An 18,262-nucleotide genomic window follows, 5' to 3' on the forward strand; every position below is an offset into this window, starting at 1 on the left:
GTCAGTCGGATCCCTTCCGCAGCCCGGGGCCGCCGGTCGTGGTCTCGGCGCGCGCGTGGTCACCGAAGGCGAAGGACGAGTTGTCGGCGCGCCCGATGTGCACGGCGCCGCTGCTGATGTTGACGATCTTCTGCACGAACTCACCGGTCTCGTAGCCCGCTTCGCCCAGCGCCAGCCGCACCCCGCGGCTGATGCGGTCCTGCACGCTGCGCAGGTACCGGGCGACGTCCATGTCCTGGAACGTGGACCCGGCGGGCGCCGCGGCCAGCTCCCGCACGGACAGCGCGGGCCCGTCGGGCAGCGCGTGCGCGTGGCCGCCGGTGAGCAGCCGCCACAGGTAGGCCGCGCCCCGGCCGAGGGTGATGAGCGAGTCGCCGGCGGAGCGGGGCACCAGGACGGCGGAGCCGGCGATGCGGCCCGTCAGGTCGTGCAGGAACTGGTGCGCCGTGCGGTCGGCGTCCTTGAAGTCCGCGCGGACCGGCAGCAGCACGTGCGGCGCGATCTCCAGCATCAGCATCCGGCCCTGGGTGTGGACGCGGACGAAGACGGTGACGACCAGCTCCTCCTCCCAGCCGGCGACCCGGACGCGCAGGAAGTGCCTCCGCTTCTCGCCGCCCTCCTCGACGGCCCGCGTCCGGTGCCGCTCGAAGTCGGCGGGCCCGTACGGCGCCTGGTCGCGGCGCAGCAGCCCCTCGACGGGCAGGAACACGCACTCGTCGATCTCCAGCCGCCGCAGCCGGTCCCGTACGCCGGGGCCGGCGTGCTCGGCGGGCAGCCGCAGCTGTTCGATGAGGGGGCGGACCCGGTCGAGGATGGCGCGGTTGCTGAGCGGCTGCTGGTCGGCGTCCTCGTCGGGCCGCAGTTCCACGGCGAGCACCCAGGTGTCGTACGCGGTGCCGGCCCCGCAGAACGGACGGGCCTCGTGGTACATGACGAGCGGGGTGTGCTGCTCCAGCCGGATCCGCTGGGACAGCCGCCGGAAGCGGGTCCCCTCGTGCCGCTCGGCGGGGTCGCCGGCCGCGTCCGGGAACCGGGCAGGGGACAGCTCGGCGGCGAGCACCCGCGCGAACTGCGTACGGCGCCCCGCGACGCACAGGCCGATGACCACGAGCACGCCGATCCCGAACCACCCCTGCCAGGGCTTGGCGTCCCCGGAGAACCCTCTGGTGAGCGCCCCCAGCACGTCCTCGTCGCCGGAGTACCCGTACGACGACGAGGAGGAGGAGTACGAGGGCTCGCCACCGCCCTCGCCCAGCGCCACGGAGAACAGGGTGACGAACGCGAACACGGTCACCACGCGGCCGCCCCAGCGGGCGACGAACGCGACGAGCGAGCGGTACCACGGCGGCCGGGCGTCACGGCCGCGCAACAGGGGCGCGGCGGCGAGCATCAGGCTGGGCCAGACGAAGTAGAGGAGCAGGTTGCCGCTGATCAGGGCGCCGACGATCCACAGTCCTACGACGGCGGCCGCCCACAGCATCTCCAGGCGCCGGGCGCGCAGCGCGTGGGCGAGGACGCGGGCGGCGTCGAAGCCGAGGGAGGGCGCGACGACGCGCTGTTCGTGGAGGTAGAGCTCCTCGATGACCCGGTCGCGGTAGCCGGGGTCCAGGTAGGTCCCCGCGCACAGCAGCCGGGACGCCTCGCTGGCGTACGGGGGCACGGGCGGCGGGCCGTCCGGCGTCCCGTCCGGGTGCTGCGGCTGCTGCTGGGGCACGAAGGCAGTGCTCACGCGGATCCCCCGATACGCGAATCGACGTCACGACCACGTGGAGTGACGGGGCATCAGAATAGAGCAACGGCGGTCAGGTGCGAACCGGATTGACCACAGGGACCGATGGGGCGACGACGCGAGCGGGGCCCCGCACCGGACGAACCGGTACGGGGCCCCGCGAAGGCCGTGGGGGCCGGGCTCAGATGAGGCCGAGGGAGCGGACCGCCTCGCGCTCCTCCTCGAGCTCCTTGACGGAGGCGTCGATGCGGGTGCGGGAGAACTCGTTGATCTCCAGGCCCTGGACGATCTCGTACTTGCCGTCCTTCACGGTGACCGGGAAGGAGGAGATGAGGCCCTCGGGGACGCCGTAGGAGCCGTCGGACGGGATGCCCATGGAGACCCAGTCGCCCTCCGGGGTGCCGTTGACCCAGGAGTAGACGTGGTCGATGGCGGCGTTGGCGGCGGAGGCGGCCGACGAGGCGCCGCGGGCCTCGATGATGGCGGCGCCGCGCTTGGCTACGGTCGGGATGAACTCCTCGGCCAGCCACTTCTCGTCGTTGACGACCTCGGCGGCGTTCTTGCCGGCGATCGTGGCGTGGAAGATGTCCGGGTACTGGGTGGCGGAGTGGTTGCCCCAGATGGTCAGGCGCTTGATGTCGGAGACCGTCGAGCCCGTCTTCTTCGCGAGCTGGGTCAGCGCACGGTTGTGGTCCAGGCGGGTCATGGCGGTGAAGCGCTCGGCCGGGACGTCCGGGGCGGCGGCCTGGGCGATCAGGGCGTTGGTGTTGGCCGGGTTGCCGACGACCAGGACGCGGATGTCGTCCGCGGCGTGGGCGTTGATGGCCTGGCCCTGCGGCTTGAAGATGCCGCCGTTGGCCTCGAGGAGGTCACCGCGCTCCATGCCCTTGGTGCGGGGGCGGGCGCCGACGAGGAGGGCGACGTTGGCGCCGTCGAAGGCCACGTTCGGGTCGTCCGTGATCTCGATGCCCTGCAGCAGCGGGAACGCGCAGTCGTCCAGCTCCATGGCGGTGCCCTCGGCGGCCTTGAGCGCCGGGGTGATCTCCAGCAGGCGCAGCTTGACCGGCACGTCCGCGCCGAGCAGCTGGCCGGAGGCGATGCGGAAGAGCAGGGCGTAACCGATCTGGCCGGCCGCGCCGGTGACGGTGACGTTCACGGGAGTGCGGGTCATGGCGTTCTCCGTATGACAGCTGGCGGTGGGGCGGTCCCTGCCCCCTGGTGCGTGATCCCCGCTCCGGCTCGTGACCGGTGCCCGCCACGATGATCGATCACCGATTCGAATGATCGATCTCTTGGCGTCAAGAGAGATCCAGCGGTCAGGCTATCGCGCATCCACCGCCCCGCACGGCCGGGCTCCCTGTGGCCCGCCCCACAGAGTGACGGCCCGGCCACGCGCACGTCGCACACGCCCGGCCGGGCGGCGGAGGTGAGAAGCCCGGCCGGGCTCGGCGGAGAGGTGCGGAAATCCCGGCCGGGCGCCGGAAGAGGTGCGGAGCACTTGGCCGGGCTCGGCAGAGTGGCGGGGAGCAGCCGACCGGGCTGGCGCAGAAGTGAGGGGAACCCGGCCGGGCTGACGGAGAGGTGAGGAGCACCTGGCCGGGCTCGGCAGAGTGGCGGGGAGCAGCCGACCGGGCTGGCGCAGAAGTGAGGGGAACCCGGCCGGACGCGCGGAGAGGTGAGAAGCAGCCGGCCGGGCTGGCGGAGAGGTGAGGGAAAAGGGCGGCCGCTCCGTCCGGGAGAGGTAGGGGCGGGGCGGCCGCCGTCGGGACCGAACATGCCGGTATCCCATGGGGGTACTTCTCGCGTGCCCGCCCCTGACGTCCGCATTCACGTCCCCACGGTTCCCTCACATGTCATGCCCCGTACGGCCTACGCGAACGAGGGAACCGGCTACGCCGGCCGGAAAGCCCCGCCGGCCCCGGCGCCCCGGAAACCGGCCCCTGCGCCAAGTCCCGCCGACCCGACTACCGGGCGACCGGGCGCCGGGCAACCGGACGGCCGGGCTGACGAACGCCGTTGTGGCCGGGCGAGAGGGCTGCGGCGGCCCCGGGGCTCGGCCGCCCCTGCCGTCAGGGCGGAGGGACCGTCAGTCCGTGCAGCCCTTCTCCCCCGTCGCCGCCAGCACCGCGCAAGCCTTCGCCTCCGTCGCCGAGGTGACCGGGACCATCATCGTGTAGGCGACCGTGTCACCCGGGGCGTCGACGGAGTCGGTCTGCTGGGACGTGCCCGAGGTGATCTCGACCGTGTCCCCTTGCGTGGCCTGGGTGATGCGTCCCCACGCCGCCGCGCAGACCTCGCTGTAGCGGACCTCGACGGTGGTGGCGCCGACGACCGCGGTGCCGGCCGTGGTGACCAGGTCGCCGCTGCACCCCATGACCTCGGCGTCCTTGCCCGCGCAGCTCTTCCCGCTGCACTTCACGCCGGGAGGCAGCGGCGCCTCCTTGGTGACGGTGGGCGACGGGGAGGGCGTGGCCTCCTTCTTGTCGCCCTGGGTCTGGGTGACGTACAGCCCGGCGGCGACCACGACGAGCGCGCCGAGCGCCCCGACGAGGAACGTCGCCGTGCGCCGCCTGCCCGCAGGGCGGCCCGAACCGCCGCCCCGACCCGACGGCTCCGCGGGCGGCGGGCCGTACCCCCCGGCCGCGGGCGCCCCGGGACCGTACGCCCCCGGGTAACCCGCCTCCGGGTTCACGACCCCCCAGGAGTTGCCGCTGCCCGACGCGTCACGCACGTCGGTGGCGGTCGGCTGGGGCGGCACGCTCGGCGACACCCCGGCAGGCCCGGCGACCCCCGTACGGGCGCCGCCTCCGCTGGAGCGTCCGCCGCCCGACGGCGGCCCGGCCAGCTCGCTCAGCGCGGCGCGCGCCTGCGAGATCCGGATCGCCTCCATGGTCATGTCGTGCCGCATCTCCGAGCGGCTCCACGCGCGCTCGGCGAGCTCCCACATGGTGGTCAGGTGCACCGGGTTGGTCCCGGTGACCTCCGCCAGCGCCACGATCGCGCCCTTGGGCGCGAGGAGCCGGCCGTTCAGATAGCGCTCCCAGGACGTCTTGCTGTAACCCGTGCGGTCGGCGACCGACGCGACGCTCAGACCGCTGCGGTCCACCAGCCGCCTGAGCTGACTGGTGAACTCCCTGATCTGCGGATCGAGTTCATCCGGCAAGGCCTTCCAACGAGGCATTGCTCTCCCCCTCTGTCCCCCGGTTCGTGCTGGTGTTTCCCTCGCGCATGGTGCCCCTTGCCACGTCCCGTCTGGCTACCCACAGGGATGCCGCCGGGACGGGTCTCAGTTCCCGGGGTGGGGGCGCACGGGAGCAACAGGGCGCGTGCGGCGTTGCACGCCCAGTCGCTTGCGCTCCAGTGTCCCACCGGTCGGCCCCCCGGCCGAACGGAACCCCGGAACCTGAACACCGGACGCACCGGACCGATATGACCGTCCCACCGTCTTCCTGTCCTACCACCCCGACGCCCCTCGCGGAGGCGTCCGCGGCCACATCCTCCCTGCGCGGACACCCGTGTCGCGAACAGGCCCCGGAGTCATCGCAAGGGCGTACGGGGATTCCGGGGCGCGTACCGGAACGGTCACTTCCGTGCCACAGCGGCCGGACCGCCGTTGATCGGACCGTCCGCCGTGCAGCAACGTGGTGCGCGGCGGCGGCCCGTCCTCTCACGGGGGTGTGGACGGGCCGCCGTCACCGCCTTACGGGCGGCTCAGCCACCGCCGTACGGGCGGCTCAGCCGTCGACGGTGAAGTGCAGCATGTCCTGCAGCCACGGGAACCGCAGCAGCGGGTCCGGCTGCATCATCAGCGCCAGCAGCACGATCACCAGGCCCAGGCCGCCGTAGGTGACGATGTCGGTGAAGCGGGAGCGCACGGCGAGCATGCCGACGTCCGGCACCACCCAGCGCAGGACCGCCCCGGCCAGCAGCGCGGCGCCGGTGATCAGCAGCCCGACCCGGAACACGTCCAGCGCGGTCAGCAGCAGCCCCAGGCCCACGGTGAGCAGCACGGCCAGGATCGGCCACTGCCGGGCGGGCGCGGGGGCGTCGCCGGGGGCCGCGCGGCCGCCGCCCTCGGGGCGCGCGGTGTCCCGGGTGAACAGCGGGAACCTACGGGTGGCGCGGCGCGGGGCGCCCTCGGCGTCGGGCGCGCTGACCGCGTCGCGCACGGTGACGTCCTCGGGGGACTCCTCCGCCGCCGCGGGGGCCTCGGGAGCGTCCGGTGCCTTCCGCTCAGCCGACACTGCGCTCCGCCGCCTCGACCACGTTGACGAGCAGCTGCGCCCGGGTCATCGGGCCGACGCCGCCGGGGTTGGGCGCGACCCAGCCGGCCACCTCGGCCACGCCCGGGTGGACGTCGCCGACGATCTTGCCCTCGGCGCTGCGGGAGACGCCGACGTCCAGGACGGCCGCGCCCGGCTTGACGTCCTCGGGGCGGATCAGGTGGGCGCTGCCGGCCGCGGCGATGATGATGTCCGCGCGCTTCAGGTGGGAGGACAGGTCACGGGTGCCGGTGTGGCACTGGGTCACGGTGGCGTTCTCGCTGCGCCGGGTCAGCAGCAGCGGCATCGGACGGCCGATGGTGACGCCGCGCCCGACGACCACGACCTCGGCGCCCTTGATCTCCACGCCGTGGCGGCGCAGCAGGGTGATGATGCCGTTCGGGGTGCAGGGCAGCGGGGCGGGCTCGTTGAGGACGAGACGGCCGAGGTTCATCGGGTGGAGGCCGTCGGCGTCCTTCTCCGGGTCCATCAGCTCGAGGATGCGGTTCTCGTCGATGCCCTTGGGGAGCGGCAGCTGGACGATGTAGCCGGTGCAGGCCGGGTCCTCGTTCAGCTCGCGGACGACCGCCTCGATCTCCTCCTGCGTGGCGGTGGCGGGCAGTTCGCGCTGGATGGAGGCGATGCCCACCTGGGCGCAGTCGCGATGCTTGCCGGCGACGTACTTCTGGCTGCCGGGGTCGTCCCCCACGAGGATCGTGCCGAGGCCGGGCGTGACGCCCTTCTCCTTCAGCGCCGCCACGCGGGCGGTCAGATCGGACTTGATCTCGGCTGCGGTGGCCTTGCCATCGAGAATCTGGGCGGTCATGACCCCATCCTCGCGGATGACGGGCCCCCTGTTCCAATCAGCCCGCATTCCGGGCGGGCACGGCGCCGTAGCAGGGCATTCGATCACCATCGGGTGCAATACGAGCAAGATCGCGATGTTGCACTTGCACAACACATATGTCGTACCGCTGGACAAGGAAAGGAACGGTCAAGAACGATGAACGCACAGTGCCGCGGGCAGAACCGGGGGGACGGACCGCATCTGTAGTACTTCCTCCGCGCCGTGCCTCGCGTCGTCCCCGCACCAGAAGCGCAACGGAGGAAGAACCGCCATGAGTTTCGGCGACCCGAACAACCCCTACGGGCAGCCGCCCCAGCAGCCCCCGGCCGGCCCCGGCTACGGCTACCCCCAGCAGCCCGGCCAGCCCGCGCAGCCCGGTTACGGCTACCCGTCGGCGCCCCCGGTGGGCCAGCCCTACGGCGGCGGTCACGTCCCGGCCCAGATGCCCGGCATCACGCGCGCCGCGCAGATCCTGGTCGGAGTGATCGCGCTCGCACACGTGATCATCGCGGCCGTGTACGGCGTGGCGCTGGCGAAGTGGGACGAGTCGATGCGCGAGGCCGGCATCACGGGCGACGCCGAGGTCGAGCGGTACGCCGACCTGGGCAAGGGTGTCATCGTCTTCTTCGCCGGTCTGGCCGCCGTCTTCGCCATCCTCGGCCTGGTCCTCCTGCTGCAGTACGCCAAGGGCGGCCCCTCGGTCCGCGTCTGCTCGATCGTGTACGCCTCCTTCGCGATAGTCAGCGGCCTCTTCGCGCTGGCCATCTACCTGCTGGGCCTGGTCCTCTGGGTCGTGTCGATCCTGGTGATCGTGTTCTGCGCGAAGCGCGCGAGCGCCGAGTGGTTCCGGCGCCCGAGGTACTGACCACCGGGGAGCCGTCCGACGTTCCACCTCAAGGCCGTGTCCGCCCCGTACGGGGGACGCGGCCTTGGCGCGTCCCGGGGCGGACCGCGCCTTTCACGCCAATCCCGCCCCGCACCCCCGCCGCACCCGATCGGGGGAGGTCCGGCGGCGGGGCGGCCCCCTACCCTGGCCGAGTAGCTGTCAGGCATGGGGGGATGCATCGTGTACAGCCTCATCGTCGTACCTCCGGCGACCGTGCCGGAGGACCCGGGACGCCGTGACCGGCTCCGTCTGGCGCCCGGCGAGCGCCTCTCCTTCGGCCGCTCCCCGCAGGGCGACGGCCTGCGCATCGCGCATGAAGGGGTGTCCCGCAGAGCGGGCGAGATCACCGCGCAGGGCGCCTTCTGGCTGCTGAGCAACCTCAGCCGGGAGCAGACGTACGTCGTGGAGAACCCGGAGGGCGCGGGCGAGCACATCAAGGTCGGGCCGGGCCGGCTGGACGCGCCGGTACCGTTCGAGTTCTCCCGGATCGTGCTGCCGGCCTGCGGCGACCTGCTGCCGCTGGAGGTGTGGGCGCCCTGCCACGAGCACGTCCGCTTCGAGGCCTGCGACGACGGGACCGCCACCGCGCCCGCCTTCTCCCTGGACCGCTCCAAGCGGTACTTCGCCGTGCTGGCCGCGCTGTGCGAGCCGCGGCTGCGGGGGGCGCCGCACGCGCCGCTGCCCACGGTGGAGCAGGTGGTGGAGCGCCTGCGCCCGCTGTGGCCGGCCGCGTCCCGCACGGCGGTGCAGTGGAACATCGACTACCTGGCGGTGAAGCTGCGCCTCAAGCCCGGCCCCGACACCGCGGAGCCGGGTCCGCGGCTGAACGGCAAGAAGGAGTCGCTGGTCTCCCTGGCGCTCCGTTTCGACCTGGTCCGCGAGGACGACCTGACGGTCCTGGCGGCCCCGCTCCGCCAGGGGGTCCGGTGACGGAGACGTACGCCGTGCCGGTGCCGAAGGGGTACCGGGTGGGCGCGTGGGAGGTGCGCGAGCCGATCGCGACGGGCGCGTTCGGCAGCGTGTACGCCGGCCGCCGTACCGGGGGCGGCGGGGACGGGCCGCGGGACGTCGCGCTGAAGTTCCTGCCCACCGGCACCCGCACCCCGCGCCAGCTGCACCACCTGCGCGAGCTGGCCGAGCGGGAGGTGGACGTGCTGCGCCGGCTGAAGCAGCCGCACCTCGTCCGGATGTTCGAGACGCTGACCGTCGACGACCCCGGCCATCCGGAGCTGGACGGCGCCACCGTGCTGGTGCTGGAGAAGGCGGAGGGCTCGCTGGCCGCGCTGCTGGACGCCTCGCCCCGGCCCGGCGCGGGTCCCGGCCTGCTGGCCCAGATCTGCGAGGGGCTTGCGCAGCTGCACCGGGCGGGCTGGGTGCACGGCGATCTGAAACCGGCCAACGTGCTGCTGATGACGGACGGTTCGGTCCGCCTCGCCGATTTCAACATGGCCGCCGAGCTGGAGGGCACGCACGCCTACACGTCCGCGTTCTCCACGCCCGACTACACCCCGCCCGAGCTGCTGTGGTCGGAGATCGGCGAGCGGGGCCGGCAGATCCGCGGGTCGGCCGACGTGTGGGCGTTCGGCGTGCTCGCCCATCTCGTGCTCACCGGGGTGTTCCCGCTGCCCGGCGCCACCCCGGCGGCCCGCCGCACGGCCGCCGCCGCCTACGCCTCCGGCACCGACGAGCTGCGGCTCTCCCCCGAACTCCCGGACGCCTGGCGGGAGATCGTCCGCGCCTGTCTGTCCCGTACGCACGCGGAGCGGATCGGCGTGGAGGAGCTGCTGCGGCGGGTGCGGGACGCGGCCGGCGCGGGACGCCCGTTCCGGCTGCCCCGGCTGCTGCCCGCGCGGCGCCGCTCCCGGCGGGCGGTCGCCGTCTCGGCGGCCCTGGCGACCGCCGCGGTGGCCGTCCTCGGGTACGGCGTCGACCGGTGGGCCCTGTCCGACGGGGAGCCGGGCGCGAGCACCGACGCCTCCGCGACGTACGGCGCCGACGTGCTGCGCACCGGCCGGGGCGTGCCGGCCGCGTACCGGCTGCTGATCGTGGAGACCGCGCGCGACTGCCGCAGCGAGGACGTCAGCGCGCCGCTGATCGCGGCCATGCTGAAGGTGGAGAACGACTTCGACCCCGACCTGTCCGACCCGGCCAAGGACGAGTACGGCATCGCGCGCTGGACGCCGAAGGTGCTGCGCTGGTGGATGAACGAGGACGGCACACCGGGCGAGACCGTGCCCGAACCGCCCTTCCCGCCCGCCGAGTCGGTGCCCGCGATGGGCCGCTACCTGTGCTGGATCGCGCCCCGCCTCGACGACGCGCTGCGGGAGGACCGGCGGGTGCTGATCGCCACCGCCTACCGCACGTCGTGGCGCAGGGTGAACCAGGCGAGGGGCGTCCCCGCCGAGTACCGCCCGTACGCCGACCGTGTCGCCCATTACCTGAAGGAGTACACCCCGCCCGGCCGGAGGTGACCCTCACAGGTGCGAGGTACCGGACGGCCCGCTCCCCCGGCACGGTGTGAACGCGCCGCCTCCGCGGTGCACCGACCGGTACGTTCCTGGGGGAAACAGTGAACACCTTCAAATCCGCCGCGCTGCTCGTCGCGGCCACGGCCCTCGTCGCCGGCAGCTCGGTCGCGGCCACCGCCGCCCCGGACCCGGACGGCACCCGGGTCACCTCGCTGCAGCAGACGGCCGAGCGGGTGCTGGGCGGCGACGCCAAGCCCGTGCGGGTGACCGCCGACGCGGTCCGCTACGACGGCCTGACCGTCACCGAGGCCCCGAAGGGCAAGGCGAACACCAAGGCCCTGTCCTGCGGTTACGGCCACCTGTGCATGATCGTCAACGGCACCAAGTTCGACTTCTACAAGTGCCAGACGTGGGAGCTGAGCAACTGGACCGGCGACGGCCCCTTCACCAACAACCAGACCCCGGGCACCGTCGCCCGCTTCTACAACAAGGACGGCAGCGTCCGCTGGACGTCCACGGCCTACGAGTCCGGCACGGCCACCTGGGACCCGATCTGGTCCCTGCGCCCCTGCTGACGCGGGCACGCGGGACGGCGGTGGCCCCGGTCCGGGAAGGACCGGGGCCACCGCCGTTCGGCCGGCCGGGGGATCAGTGGAAGAAGTGCCGCGTCCCCGTGAAGTACATCGTCACGCCCGCCTTCTTCGCGGCCTCCACGACCTGCTCGTCGCGGACCGAGCCGCCCGGCTGGACGACCGCCTTCACACCGGCCTCGGTGAGGATCTCCAGGCCGTCGGGGAAGGGGAAGAACGCGTCGGAGGCGGCGAAGGAGCCGCGGGCACGCTCGGCGCCGGCCCGCTCGACCGCCAGCTTCGCGGAGTCGACGCGGTTGACCTGGCCCATGCCGACGCCGACCGAGGCGCCGTCCTTGGCGAGCAGGATCGCGTTGGACTTCACCGCGCGGCAGGCCCTCCAGGCGAAGGCCAGGTCGGCCAGCTCGGCCTCGGACAGGGCCTCGCCGGTGGCCAGCGTCCAGGTGGACGGGTCGTCGCCCTCGGCCTGGAGGCGGTCGGTGACCTGGAGCAGCGCGCCGCCGTCGATCGGCTTGACCTCGACCGGGGCGGACGGCGCCTGCGGGGCGCGCAGCACGCGGATGTTCTTCTTCTTGGTGAGCGCCTCGAGCGCGCCGTCCTCGTAGTCCGGGGCGACGATGACCTCGGTGAAGATCTCCGCGACCTGCTCGGCCATCTCCTTGGACACCGGGCGGTTGACGGCGATCACGCCGCCGAACGCGGACAGCGGGTCGCAGGCGTGCGCCTTGCGGTGCGCCTCGGCGACGTCCGCGCCGGTCGCGATGCCGCACGGGTTGGCGTGCTTGATGATCGCGACGGCCGGGGCGTCGTGGTCGTACGCGGCACGGAGCGCGGCGTCCGTGTCCGTGTAGTTGTTGTACGACATCTCCTTGCCGTGCAGCTGCTCGGCCTCGGCGAGACCGCCGGTGCCGGAGACGTACAGCGCGGCCGGCTGGTGCGGGTTCTCGCCGTAGCGGAGGGTGTTCTTGCGCTCCCAGGTGGCGCCGAGGAAGTCGGGGAATCGGGAGTCGTCGACGGGCGCGTACTCGGACGCGAACCAGCTCGCCACGGCCACGTCGTACGCGGCCGTGTGCTGGAAGGCCTCCGCGGCGAGCCGCTTGCGGGTGGCGAGGTCGAAGCCGCCGCCCTGGACCGCGGCGAGGACGTCGCCGTAGCGGGCGGGGCTGGTGACGACGGCGACCGACGGGTGGTTCTTGGCGGCGGCGCGGACCATCGAGGGGCCGCCGATGTCGATCTGCTCCACGCACTCGTCGGGTGTGGCGCCGGAGGCGACGGTCTCGCGGAACGGGTAGAGGTTCACGACGACCAGGTCGAACGGCTCCACGCCGAGGTCCTTGAGCTGCTGCTCGTGGTCGGCGAGACGCAGGTCGGCGAGGATGCCGGCGTGCACCTTGGGGTGCAGCGTCTTGACGCGGCCGTCCAGGCACTCGGGGAAGCCGGTCAGCTCCTCGACCTTGGTCACGGGGACGCCCGCGGCGGCGATCTTCGCGGCGGTGGACCCGGTGGAGACCAGCTCCACCCCGGCCTCGTGCAGGCCGCGCGCGAGATCCTCGAGGCCGGTCTTGTCGTAGACGCTGACGAGCGCCCGTCGGATGGCCCGCTTGTTGCTCTCGGCGGTCACTGGATAACTACCTTTCGTCCCTCGATGCGATAGCCGTTGCGGGCGAGGCGCCCCACGACCTCGACGAGCAGCTTTCGCTCGACTTCCTTGATGCGCTCGTGCAGAGCGCTCTCGTCGTCCTCGTCCCGGACCTCCACCACGCCCTGCGCGATGATCGGACCGGTGTCGACGCCGTCGTCGACGAAGTGGACGGTGCAGCCGGTGACCTTGGCGCCGTACGCGAGCGCGTCCCGCACGCCGTGGGCTCCCGGGAAACTGGGCAGCAGGGCGGGGTGGGTGTTCACGAACCGCCCGCCGAAGCGCGCGAGGAACTCCTTCCCCACGATCTTCATGAACCCGGCGGACACCACGAGATCGGGCTCGTACGCGGCGACGGCCTCGGCGAGCGCCGCGTCCCACTCCTCGCGGGTCGGATGGTCCTTGACCTTGCACACGAAGGCCGGCAGCCCGGCGCGCTCGGCCCGGGCCAGGCCCTCGATGCCCTCGCGGTCCGCGCCGACGGCGACGACCTCGGCCCCGTAGGCGTCGGGTCCGACGGCGGCGATCTCGTCGAGGAGCGCCTGCAGATTGGTGCCGGATCCGGAGACCAGCACGACGAGACGACGCCTGGCGCGCTCGGCCACGGGCTTGGCGGCCACGGTGGGGCCCTTTCTCGGGGAGCGTCTGCACGGCCGGCGGCACAGCGCTTTGTACATTCCTACGAATGCTTCGCGCCCCCTGATACGGGGAAGCCTACGAAGCGGCCGACCGGCAGCAACGATACCGGCACTCCGGACGGGCCCCCACGGGACGGGGGCGTGGCCGGAAGGTAGCGTCTGACAGGAGCCGGCCGGGGTACGCAGGTCCTGGACACCGGGGCGCACGGGAACGCCGACCGCGCACCGTTCGTTCACAGGGCGACGGACCCGGGCCGCGCGGAGCTGACGGGAACGCACCAGCTCACCGCTCACTCGTAGTCGATACGTCGTGCGAGGCGGTCACACCGCACCCACGCCGTGCTTCACAAAGGGGAAGACGCTCACTTGATGCCGGACCGCAGCCTGCGACTCCTCACGTTCCCCCAGCAGTCGGCCCAGGGAGGGGAGCGTGGCGCCGTGCTGCTGCGGGAGCGCCGCTCCTCACCCCCCGACTCCTCCCGCGGTGAGGGCGGCGAGGGCGGCGACGACCGCCGCGACGGCCAGGACGACAACCCGTTCGCGCCCCCGCCGGAGGGCACGCCCGACCGCCCCTGGCAGCCCCGCCACCCCTCGGGCGGCGAGGGCCAGGGCGGCGGCCGCTCCCCGTGGGGCCGCAACTGGAGCGACCGGCAGCCCGGCCGCTCCCCCGGCGGCTTCGGCGAGCGCCCGCGCGGCCCCGAGGGCCAGGGCGGCGGCCCGCAGGGGCCGGGCATGCGCTGGGACCCCACGGACCCGGCCCAGCGTCGCGCGCGGTACGCCCTGCTGGGCGGCATGTGGGCCTTCTTCTTCGCCCTCTTCAACTGGCCCTACCTGGCGCTGCTCCTGGGCGCGCTCGCGCTGTACTGGGGCATCAGCGCCCTGCGCGCCAAGCCGCGCGGGCAGGACCCGGACGTCCCCGCGTCCGAGCAGAAGGGCCGCCCGCAGACCACGGCGGCGGTGAGCGGCCTGGTCACGGCGGGCCTGGCCCTGCTCCTGGTCGCCGGCGTCTTCGGCGCCCGCCTGGTCTACAGCGACTACTACGAGTGCACGAGCGACGCACTTACGCAGCAGGCGCGGCAGTCCTGCGGGGACCATCTGCCGGAGCAGCTGCGGGGACTGCTGGACGAGGAAGGCTGAGGGGGGCGTCCGTCGGACCCTCGCTCTTCGGGTTTCCGCCGAACCCCGTTCGCCCGCTCAGGCGGGTGGGCGGGGTTCGGTGCTCTCGGGGGCTGGGAGGTCGCCCGGGGGGTCCGGGCGACCTCGCTCTTCGGGTTTCCGCCGAACCTCGTTCGCCCGCTCAGGCGGGTGGGCGGGGTTCGGTGCTCTCGGGGGCCGGGAGGTCGCCCGGGGGGTCCGGGCGCGGAGGGAGGCCCAGGGGGGCTGGGGCGACACCGAGGTCGTCCTCGTCGGCGTCGAGGAGCAGATAGGGCTCCTCGTCCGCGGCGGGGGCCGGGGTGCTTCGCTTCGGCTTCCGCTTGAGCCAGGTGGCTCGCGGCAGCCGTGTGCGCAGGGGCGGGCGGCGCCTCGGTGCGGCCGCGCGGGCGGCACGGCGCTCGCGTACGCCCCGGCCGTACGACCGCCGGAGGCGCCATGCCCGTACCGTCAGGGCTGTCATCGTGGCCGTGAGGCCGAGCCAGGCCGCCGTTGCCAGGCCCACCTGCCACCACACCGGGCCGAAGCGGGCCAGTGCGGCCGTGCCCAGCGGGCCGCCCGCAAGACCGGCGAGCACCGCCAGCAGCACCCCGCACAGCCCCGCCGCGAACGCCGCCGCGCCGGCGGTCCGCCCGGTCGTCCAGATGCCGTGGCGCCCCCCGCCCGTCACGGACCCCCGCCCGACGAACCACCCCACCACGACCCCCGCCGTCAGCGGCAGCGCCGCCACCGCCCCGTGCAGGGCGGTGCCCGCGCCCGGGTCCGGTACCGCCGCCAGCAGCGGGAACGGCGGCAGCAGCGGCGCGGCCCGCGCACCCAGCGGCGTCACCACGACACCGGCGCCGAGCAGGAAACCGGGGCCGAGGGCGTACGCCGCCGCCCACACCGCCGCGTTCGGCAGCAGCGTGACGCAGAGCAGCAGCACCGCCAGCCACCCCGACCATCCCTCGGTCAGCCGTCCGAACGCCCCCCGTGTCTCGCCGAGGTGCCATCCCAGCGACACCGTCAGCAGCACCGCACCGCCCGCCACCAGCACCGTCGCTCCGGCCGCCGCCGCGCGCGCCGCGACACCGGGACGGCCGTCCGGGCCCAGCACCAGGTGCCGTACGCCCCGGGGCAGCACCGCGCCCAGCACCTGCTCCAGCGGCCCGCTGGGACGCCCGTACGCGGTCCACACCCCCGTCCCGGCGGCCACCACCGCGACCAGCGGCACGCCCACCAGCGTCGACGTCCACGAGGGCCGCAGGGCGCCGCCGGCCGCGTAGAGGGCGGCGGGCGCGGCGACGGCGAGGTAGCCGAGGACGACGCCCGCCCAGGCGATACGGCCCGGCACCAGCGGGGCGTTGTCGCGGACGCCTCCCTCGGCAGTGTCCCGCGCCGCCCGGTGCAGCAGCCACACCGGCACCACGGCGAGCAGCAGCGGGGGCACGCCCATCGGGGCGGGGACGCCGGAGAGGGTGTCGACACGGACCAGTTCGGCGCCGTGCGCGAGCAGCCACAGGGCCGCCGCGACATGCAGGGCGCCACCGGGTCCGCTGTCCGGGTAGGGCGAACTGACCCACAGCAGCATCACGAGCACGGTGAACGCCGCCAGGCCCAGCCCGGCCGCGAGGGCGCCCCCGGCAAGGCCGGAGGCCAGCCCGGGCGAACGGTGACGCACGCGGATGAGAAGGGAGGCCGGCATCGATCGGCGTACGGTCGTCTGGATCACGCCCGCCATGCTCCCAACGACACGCGCTTCACGGGCGTAACGGGCGAAGCTCGGCTGTGTCGCTCAATATACGTTTATGTACTTTTCTGTACTGAGGGACGCCCAGTGACGCGGAGCCCTGCCCCTCCGCTGCCCCCGCCGAACGAACGCCGACGCCTGCGGGAGGCCCACGCACTGACACGCGCTCAGCTCGCGGAGCGGCTCGGGGTACGCCCCGACACGGTGCGCGCCTGGGAGTCGGGCCGCAGCACACCTCGGGGGCGCAACAGGGTCGCGTACGCCGAACTTCTGTCCACGTGGGCGGAGGACACCGCCCGTCAGACACCGGAGGGCGCAGAGGGGGTGACGTTCCAAGAGACGGCCTCGGACCCCACGGAGTTCGATCTGACCCCGACGGGGGCGGACACGCCGTCAGAAGAGGACCCGGGGAGCAGCGCCGCCTCGGAGCAGCAACCCGTGCCTCGGCGGCGTGAGCGCCCGCGCCCCTCCTGGGCTCGGCATCTGCGCCCGTCCGGGCGGGAGCGCGCATCAGGGTCCGTTCCCGTCGGCCGGGACGCGGGACCGTATCTGACGCCCGCCCAGGCCTTCGACGCGCTGTACGCGTACTGCGCCCCCGCCCTCGTCCGGCAGGCGTACCTCCTCACCGGGCGCCGCGACCTCGCGCACGAGTCCGTGGAGAGGGCCTTCCAGCGGGCGTGGGACCACTGGCCGGAGGTGGCACGCGATCCGGACCCGGCCGGGTGGGTGCGGGCTGCCTCGCACAACTGGGCCCTCTCCCCCTGGCACCGCTTCCGCCGCCGCTACCGTCACCCCGAGCCCCCACCGCCCGACGAGGCCGACCGCGCCCTGCTGGACGCCCTGCTGAGCCTCCCGCCGCCGTACCGCCGCACGCTCGTCCTGTACGACGGCGTCGGCCTGGACCTGCCCGACACGGCGGCGGAGACGGAGGCCAGCACGCGGGCCGCGGCCGGGCGGCTGATGTACGCGAGGGAGGTCCTCGCGGAGCGGATGCCGGAACTGGCCGATCCAGGTGAGCTGCACGACCGGCTCGCGGAACTGGCGTCCACCGGGCGGACACGGGCGGCGGAGCCGGCGGCCGTACGCGTCGGCAGCGAGCGCCGGGCGCGCCTGTGGACGCGGACGGCGGCGGCCGTGACCGTCGTCCTCATCGGCAGCACGGCGATGACCCTGCACACGGCGCCCACGCACTACGAGCCGCCCGTGCCGCCGGGCGAGACGGTGCGGGGCGTGCCGCCGCGGGTGGCGCCGGGCCCGCTCTCGGACGAGCAGCGGGAGCTGCGCGACCAGCTGCGCAAGGCCCTGCTCGACGGCCCGGAACGCCTCACTCCCCAGGCCCGCTGAGCCACCGCCACGTACGTACGGCAAACGACGGGTGGGCCCGTCCCCCACCAGGGGAACGGGCCCACCCGTACGATGCGCTGTCGCGCCGGCGGTTCAGCCGGCGAGGATCGCGCGCGCCAGCTTGGCGGTCTCGGTCGGCGTCTTGCCGACCTTGACGCCGGCGGCCTCGAGGGCCTCCTTCTTCGCCTGCGCGGTGCCGGAGGAACCGGAGACGATGGCGCCGGCGTGACCCATGGTCTTGCCCTCCGGCGCGGTGAAGCCCGCGACGTAGCCGACGACCGGCTTGGTCACGTTCTCCTTGATGAAGGCCGCGGCCCGCTCCTCGGCGTCGCCGCCGATCTCACCGATCATCACGATGAGGTCGGTGTCGGGGTCGGCCTCGAACGCGGCGAGCGCGTCGATGTGCGTGGTGCCGATGATCGGGTCGCCACCGATGCCGACGGCGGTCGAGAAGCCGATGTCACGCAGCTCGTACATCATCTGGTACGTCAGCGTGCCGGACTTCGAGACCAGGCCGATGCGGCCCGGCTTGGTGATGTCGCCGGGGATGATGCCGACGTTCGAGCCGCCCGGGGTGATGATGCCGGGGCAGTTCGGGCCGATGATCCGGGTCTTGTTGCCCTTCTTGCCGGCGTACGCCCAGAACGCGGCCGTGTCGTGCACGGCGATGCCCTCGGTGATCACGACGGCCAGCGGGATCTCGGCGTCGATGGCCTCGACGACCGCGTCCTTGGTGAACTTCTCCGGCACGAAGATGACGGAGACGTTGGCGCCGGTCTTCTCGACGGCCTCCTTGACGCTGCCGAAGACGGGTACCTCGGTGCCGTCGAAGTCCACGGTCTGACCCGCCTTGCGCGGGTTGACGCCGCCCACGACGTTGGTGCCGTCACCGAGCATGAGCTTGGTGTGCTTCATGCCCGTGGCGCCGGTCATGCCCTGGACGATGACCTTGCTGTCCTTGTTGAGCCAGATAGCCAT

At 73.5% G+C, this 18,262-nt stretch carries 15 protein-coding genes; 6 read left to right on the top strand and 9 right to left on the bottom strand.

Going from position 1 to position 18,262, the window contains the following annotated elements:
- Window position 1: 1 nt before the first annotated feature.
- From ACQY0Z_RS03025 to ACQY0Z_RS03045, 5 genes are all read right to left on the bottom strand, one after another.
- On the bottom strand, window positions 2–1,729 hold the full coding sequence (locus tag ACQY0Z_RS03025; protein ID WP_439811800.1) for a hypothetical protein: 1,728 nt from the start codon (window positions 1,727–1,729) through the stop codon (window positions 2–4).
- Window positions 1,730–1,910: 181 nt separating this feature from the next.
- On the bottom strand, window positions 1,911–2,900 hold the full coding sequence (locus ACQY0Z_RS03030) for a malate dehydrogenase (RefSeq protein ID WP_189898737.1): 990 nt from the start codon (window positions 2,898–2,900) through the stop codon (window positions 1,911–1,913).
- Between the two features lie 915 nt (window positions 2,901–3,815).
- Window positions 3,816–4,910, bottom strand: a complete 1,095-nt coding sequence (locus tag ACQY0Z_RS03035) for a helix-turn-helix domain-containing protein (protein WP_381726286.1) — start codon at window positions 4,908–4,910, stop codon at window positions 3,816–3,818.
- 553 nt (window positions 4,911–5,463) lie between these two features.
- Window positions 5,464–5,973, bottom strand: a complete 510-nt coding sequence (locus ACQY0Z_RS03040; protein WP_439811801.1) for a DUF3017 domain-containing protein — start codon at window positions 5,971–5,973, stop codon at window positions 5,464–5,466.
- Window positions 5,963–6,817, bottom strand: a complete 855-nt coding sequence (locus ACQY0Z_RS03045; RefSeq protein ID WP_254588039.1) for a bifunctional methylenetetrahydrofolate dehydrogenase/methenyltetrahydrofolate cyclohydrolase — start codon at window positions 6,815–6,817, stop codon at window positions 5,963–5,965. Before ACQY0Z_RS03045 ends, ACQY0Z_RS03040 begins: the two co-directional genes overlap by 11 nt.
- Window positions 6,818–7,109: 292 nt before the next feature.
- Here ACQY0Z_RS03045 and ACQY0Z_RS03050 point away from each other — a divergent pair, with 292 nt between their 5' ends.
- From ACQY0Z_RS03050 to ACQY0Z_RS03065, 4 genes are all read left to right on the top strand, one after another.
- Entirely contained in the window at window positions 7,110–7,703 is a 594-nt protein-coding gene (locus tag ACQY0Z_RS03050) for a hypothetical protein (RefSeq protein ID WP_189898742.1), read from the top strand.
- 201 nt (window positions 7,704–7,904) lie between these two features.
- Complete coding sequence (locus tag ACQY0Z_RS03055) at window positions 7,905–8,654, top strand: FHA domain-containing protein (RefSeq protein ID WP_254588041.1); 750 nt, start codon at window positions 7,905–7,907, stop codon at window positions 8,652–8,654.
- On the top strand, window positions 8,651–10,195 hold the full coding sequence (locus ACQY0Z_RS03060; protein ID WP_439811802.1) for a protein kinase domain-containing protein: 1,545 nt from the start codon (window positions 8,651–8,653) through the stop codon (window positions 10,193–10,195). Before ACQY0Z_RS03055 ends, ACQY0Z_RS03060 begins: the two co-directional genes overlap by 4 nt.
- A gap of 98 nt (window positions 10,196–10,293) precedes the next feature.
- Complete coding sequence (locus ACQY0Z_RS03065; protein WP_189898748.1) at window positions 10,294–10,767, top strand: hypothetical protein; 474 nt, start codon at window positions 10,294–10,296, stop codon at window positions 10,765–10,767.
- Window positions 10,768–10,840: 73 nt separating this feature from the next.
- Here ACQY0Z_RS03065 and purH read toward each other — a convergent pair whose 3' ends face one another.
- Both purH and purN read right to left on the bottom strand, forming a co-directional pair.
- Window positions 10,841–12,403 (bottom strand): bifunctional phosphoribosylaminoimidazolecarboxamide formyltransferase/IMP cyclohydrolase, encoded by a 1,563-nt coding sequence (gene purH, locus ACQY0Z_RS03070; protein WP_189898750.1) that lies wholly within the window; start codon window positions 12,401–12,403, stop codon window positions 10,841–10,843.
- Window positions 12,400–13,041 (bottom strand): phosphoribosylglycinamide formyltransferase, encoded by a 642-nt coding sequence (purN, locus tag ACQY0Z_RS03075; RefSeq protein ID WP_189898751.1) that lies wholly within the window; start codon window positions 13,039–13,041, stop codon window positions 12,400–12,402. The genes purH and purN overlap by 4 nt, the downstream gene beginning before the upstream one ends.
- A 387-nt stretch (window positions 13,042–13,428) precedes the next feature.
- On the opposite strand from purN, the gene ACQY0Z_RS03080 reads away from it, so the two are divergent.
- Complete coding sequence (locus tag ACQY0Z_RS03080) at window positions 13,429–14,196, top strand: hypothetical protein (RefSeq protein WP_254588043.1); 768 nt, start codon at window positions 13,429–13,431, stop codon at window positions 14,194–14,196.
- Window positions 14,197–14,356: 160 nt separating this feature from the next.
- Here ACQY0Z_RS03080 and ACQY0Z_RS03085 read toward each other — a convergent pair whose 3' ends face one another.
- On the bottom strand, window positions 14,357–15,931 hold the full coding sequence (locus ACQY0Z_RS03085; RefSeq protein WP_439811803.1) for a cell division protein PerM: 1,575 nt from the start codon (window positions 15,929–15,931) through the stop codon (window positions 14,357–14,359).
- Between the two features lie 96 nt (window positions 15,932–16,027).
- On the opposite strand from ACQY0Z_RS03085, the gene ACQY0Z_RS03090 reads away from it, so the two are divergent.
- Complete coding sequence (locus tag ACQY0Z_RS03090; RefSeq protein ID WP_439811804.1) at window positions 16,028–17,284, top strand: helix-turn-helix domain-containing protein; 1,257 nt, start codon at window positions 16,028–16,030, stop codon at window positions 17,282–17,284.
- A 93-nt stretch (window positions 17,285–17,377) separates the two neighbouring features.
- Here ACQY0Z_RS03090 and sucD read toward each other — a convergent pair whose 3' ends face one another.
- The gene (gene sucD, locus ACQY0Z_RS03095; RefSeq protein ID WP_189898755.1) at window positions 17,378–18,262 is read right to left on the bottom strand and encodes a succinate--CoA ligase subunit alpha; all 885 of its coding nucleotides are present in this window, start codon (window positions 18,260–18,262) and stop codon (window positions 17,378–17,380) included.

The organism is Streptomyces sp. P9-2, from assembly GCF_051903975.1.
In the GTDB taxonomy this organism is placed as follows: Bacteria; Actinomycetota; Actinomycetes; order Streptomycetales; family Streptomycetaceae; genus Streptomyces; species Streptomyces cellulosae.

Excerpts from the sequence above, each read along its gene's own strand:
- ACQY0Z_RS03030 (WP_189898737.1), bottom strand. The coding sequence starts at position 2,900 with ATGACCCGCACTCCCGTGAACGTCACCGTCACCGGCGCGGCCGGCCAG.
- ACQY0Z_RS03035 (WP_381726286.1), bottom strand. The coding sequence starts at position 4,910 with ATGCCTCGTTGGAAGGCCTTGCCGGATGAACTCGATCCGCAGATCAGG.
- ACQY0Z_RS03045 (WP_254588039.1), bottom strand. The coding sequence starts at position 6,817 with ATGACCGCCCAGATTCTCGATGGCAAGGCCACCGCAGCCGAGATCAAG.
- ACQY0Z_RS03050 (WP_189898742.1), top strand. The coding sequence starts at position 7,110 with ATGAGTTTCGGCGACCCGAACAACCCCTACGGGCAGCCGCCCCAGCAG.
- ACQY0Z_RS03080 (WP_254588043.1), top strand. The coding sequence starts at position 13,429 with ATGCCGGACCGCAGCCTGCGACTCCTCACGTTCCCCCAGCAGTCGGCC.
- ACQY0Z_RS03085 (WP_439811803.1), bottom strand. The coding sequence starts at position 15,931 with ATGGCGGGCGTGATCCAGACGACCGTACGCCGATCGATGCCGGCCTCC.
- sucD (WP_189898755.1), bottom strand. The coding sequence starts at position 18,262 with ATGGCTATCTGGCTCAACAAGGACAGCAAGGTCATCGTCCAGGGCATG.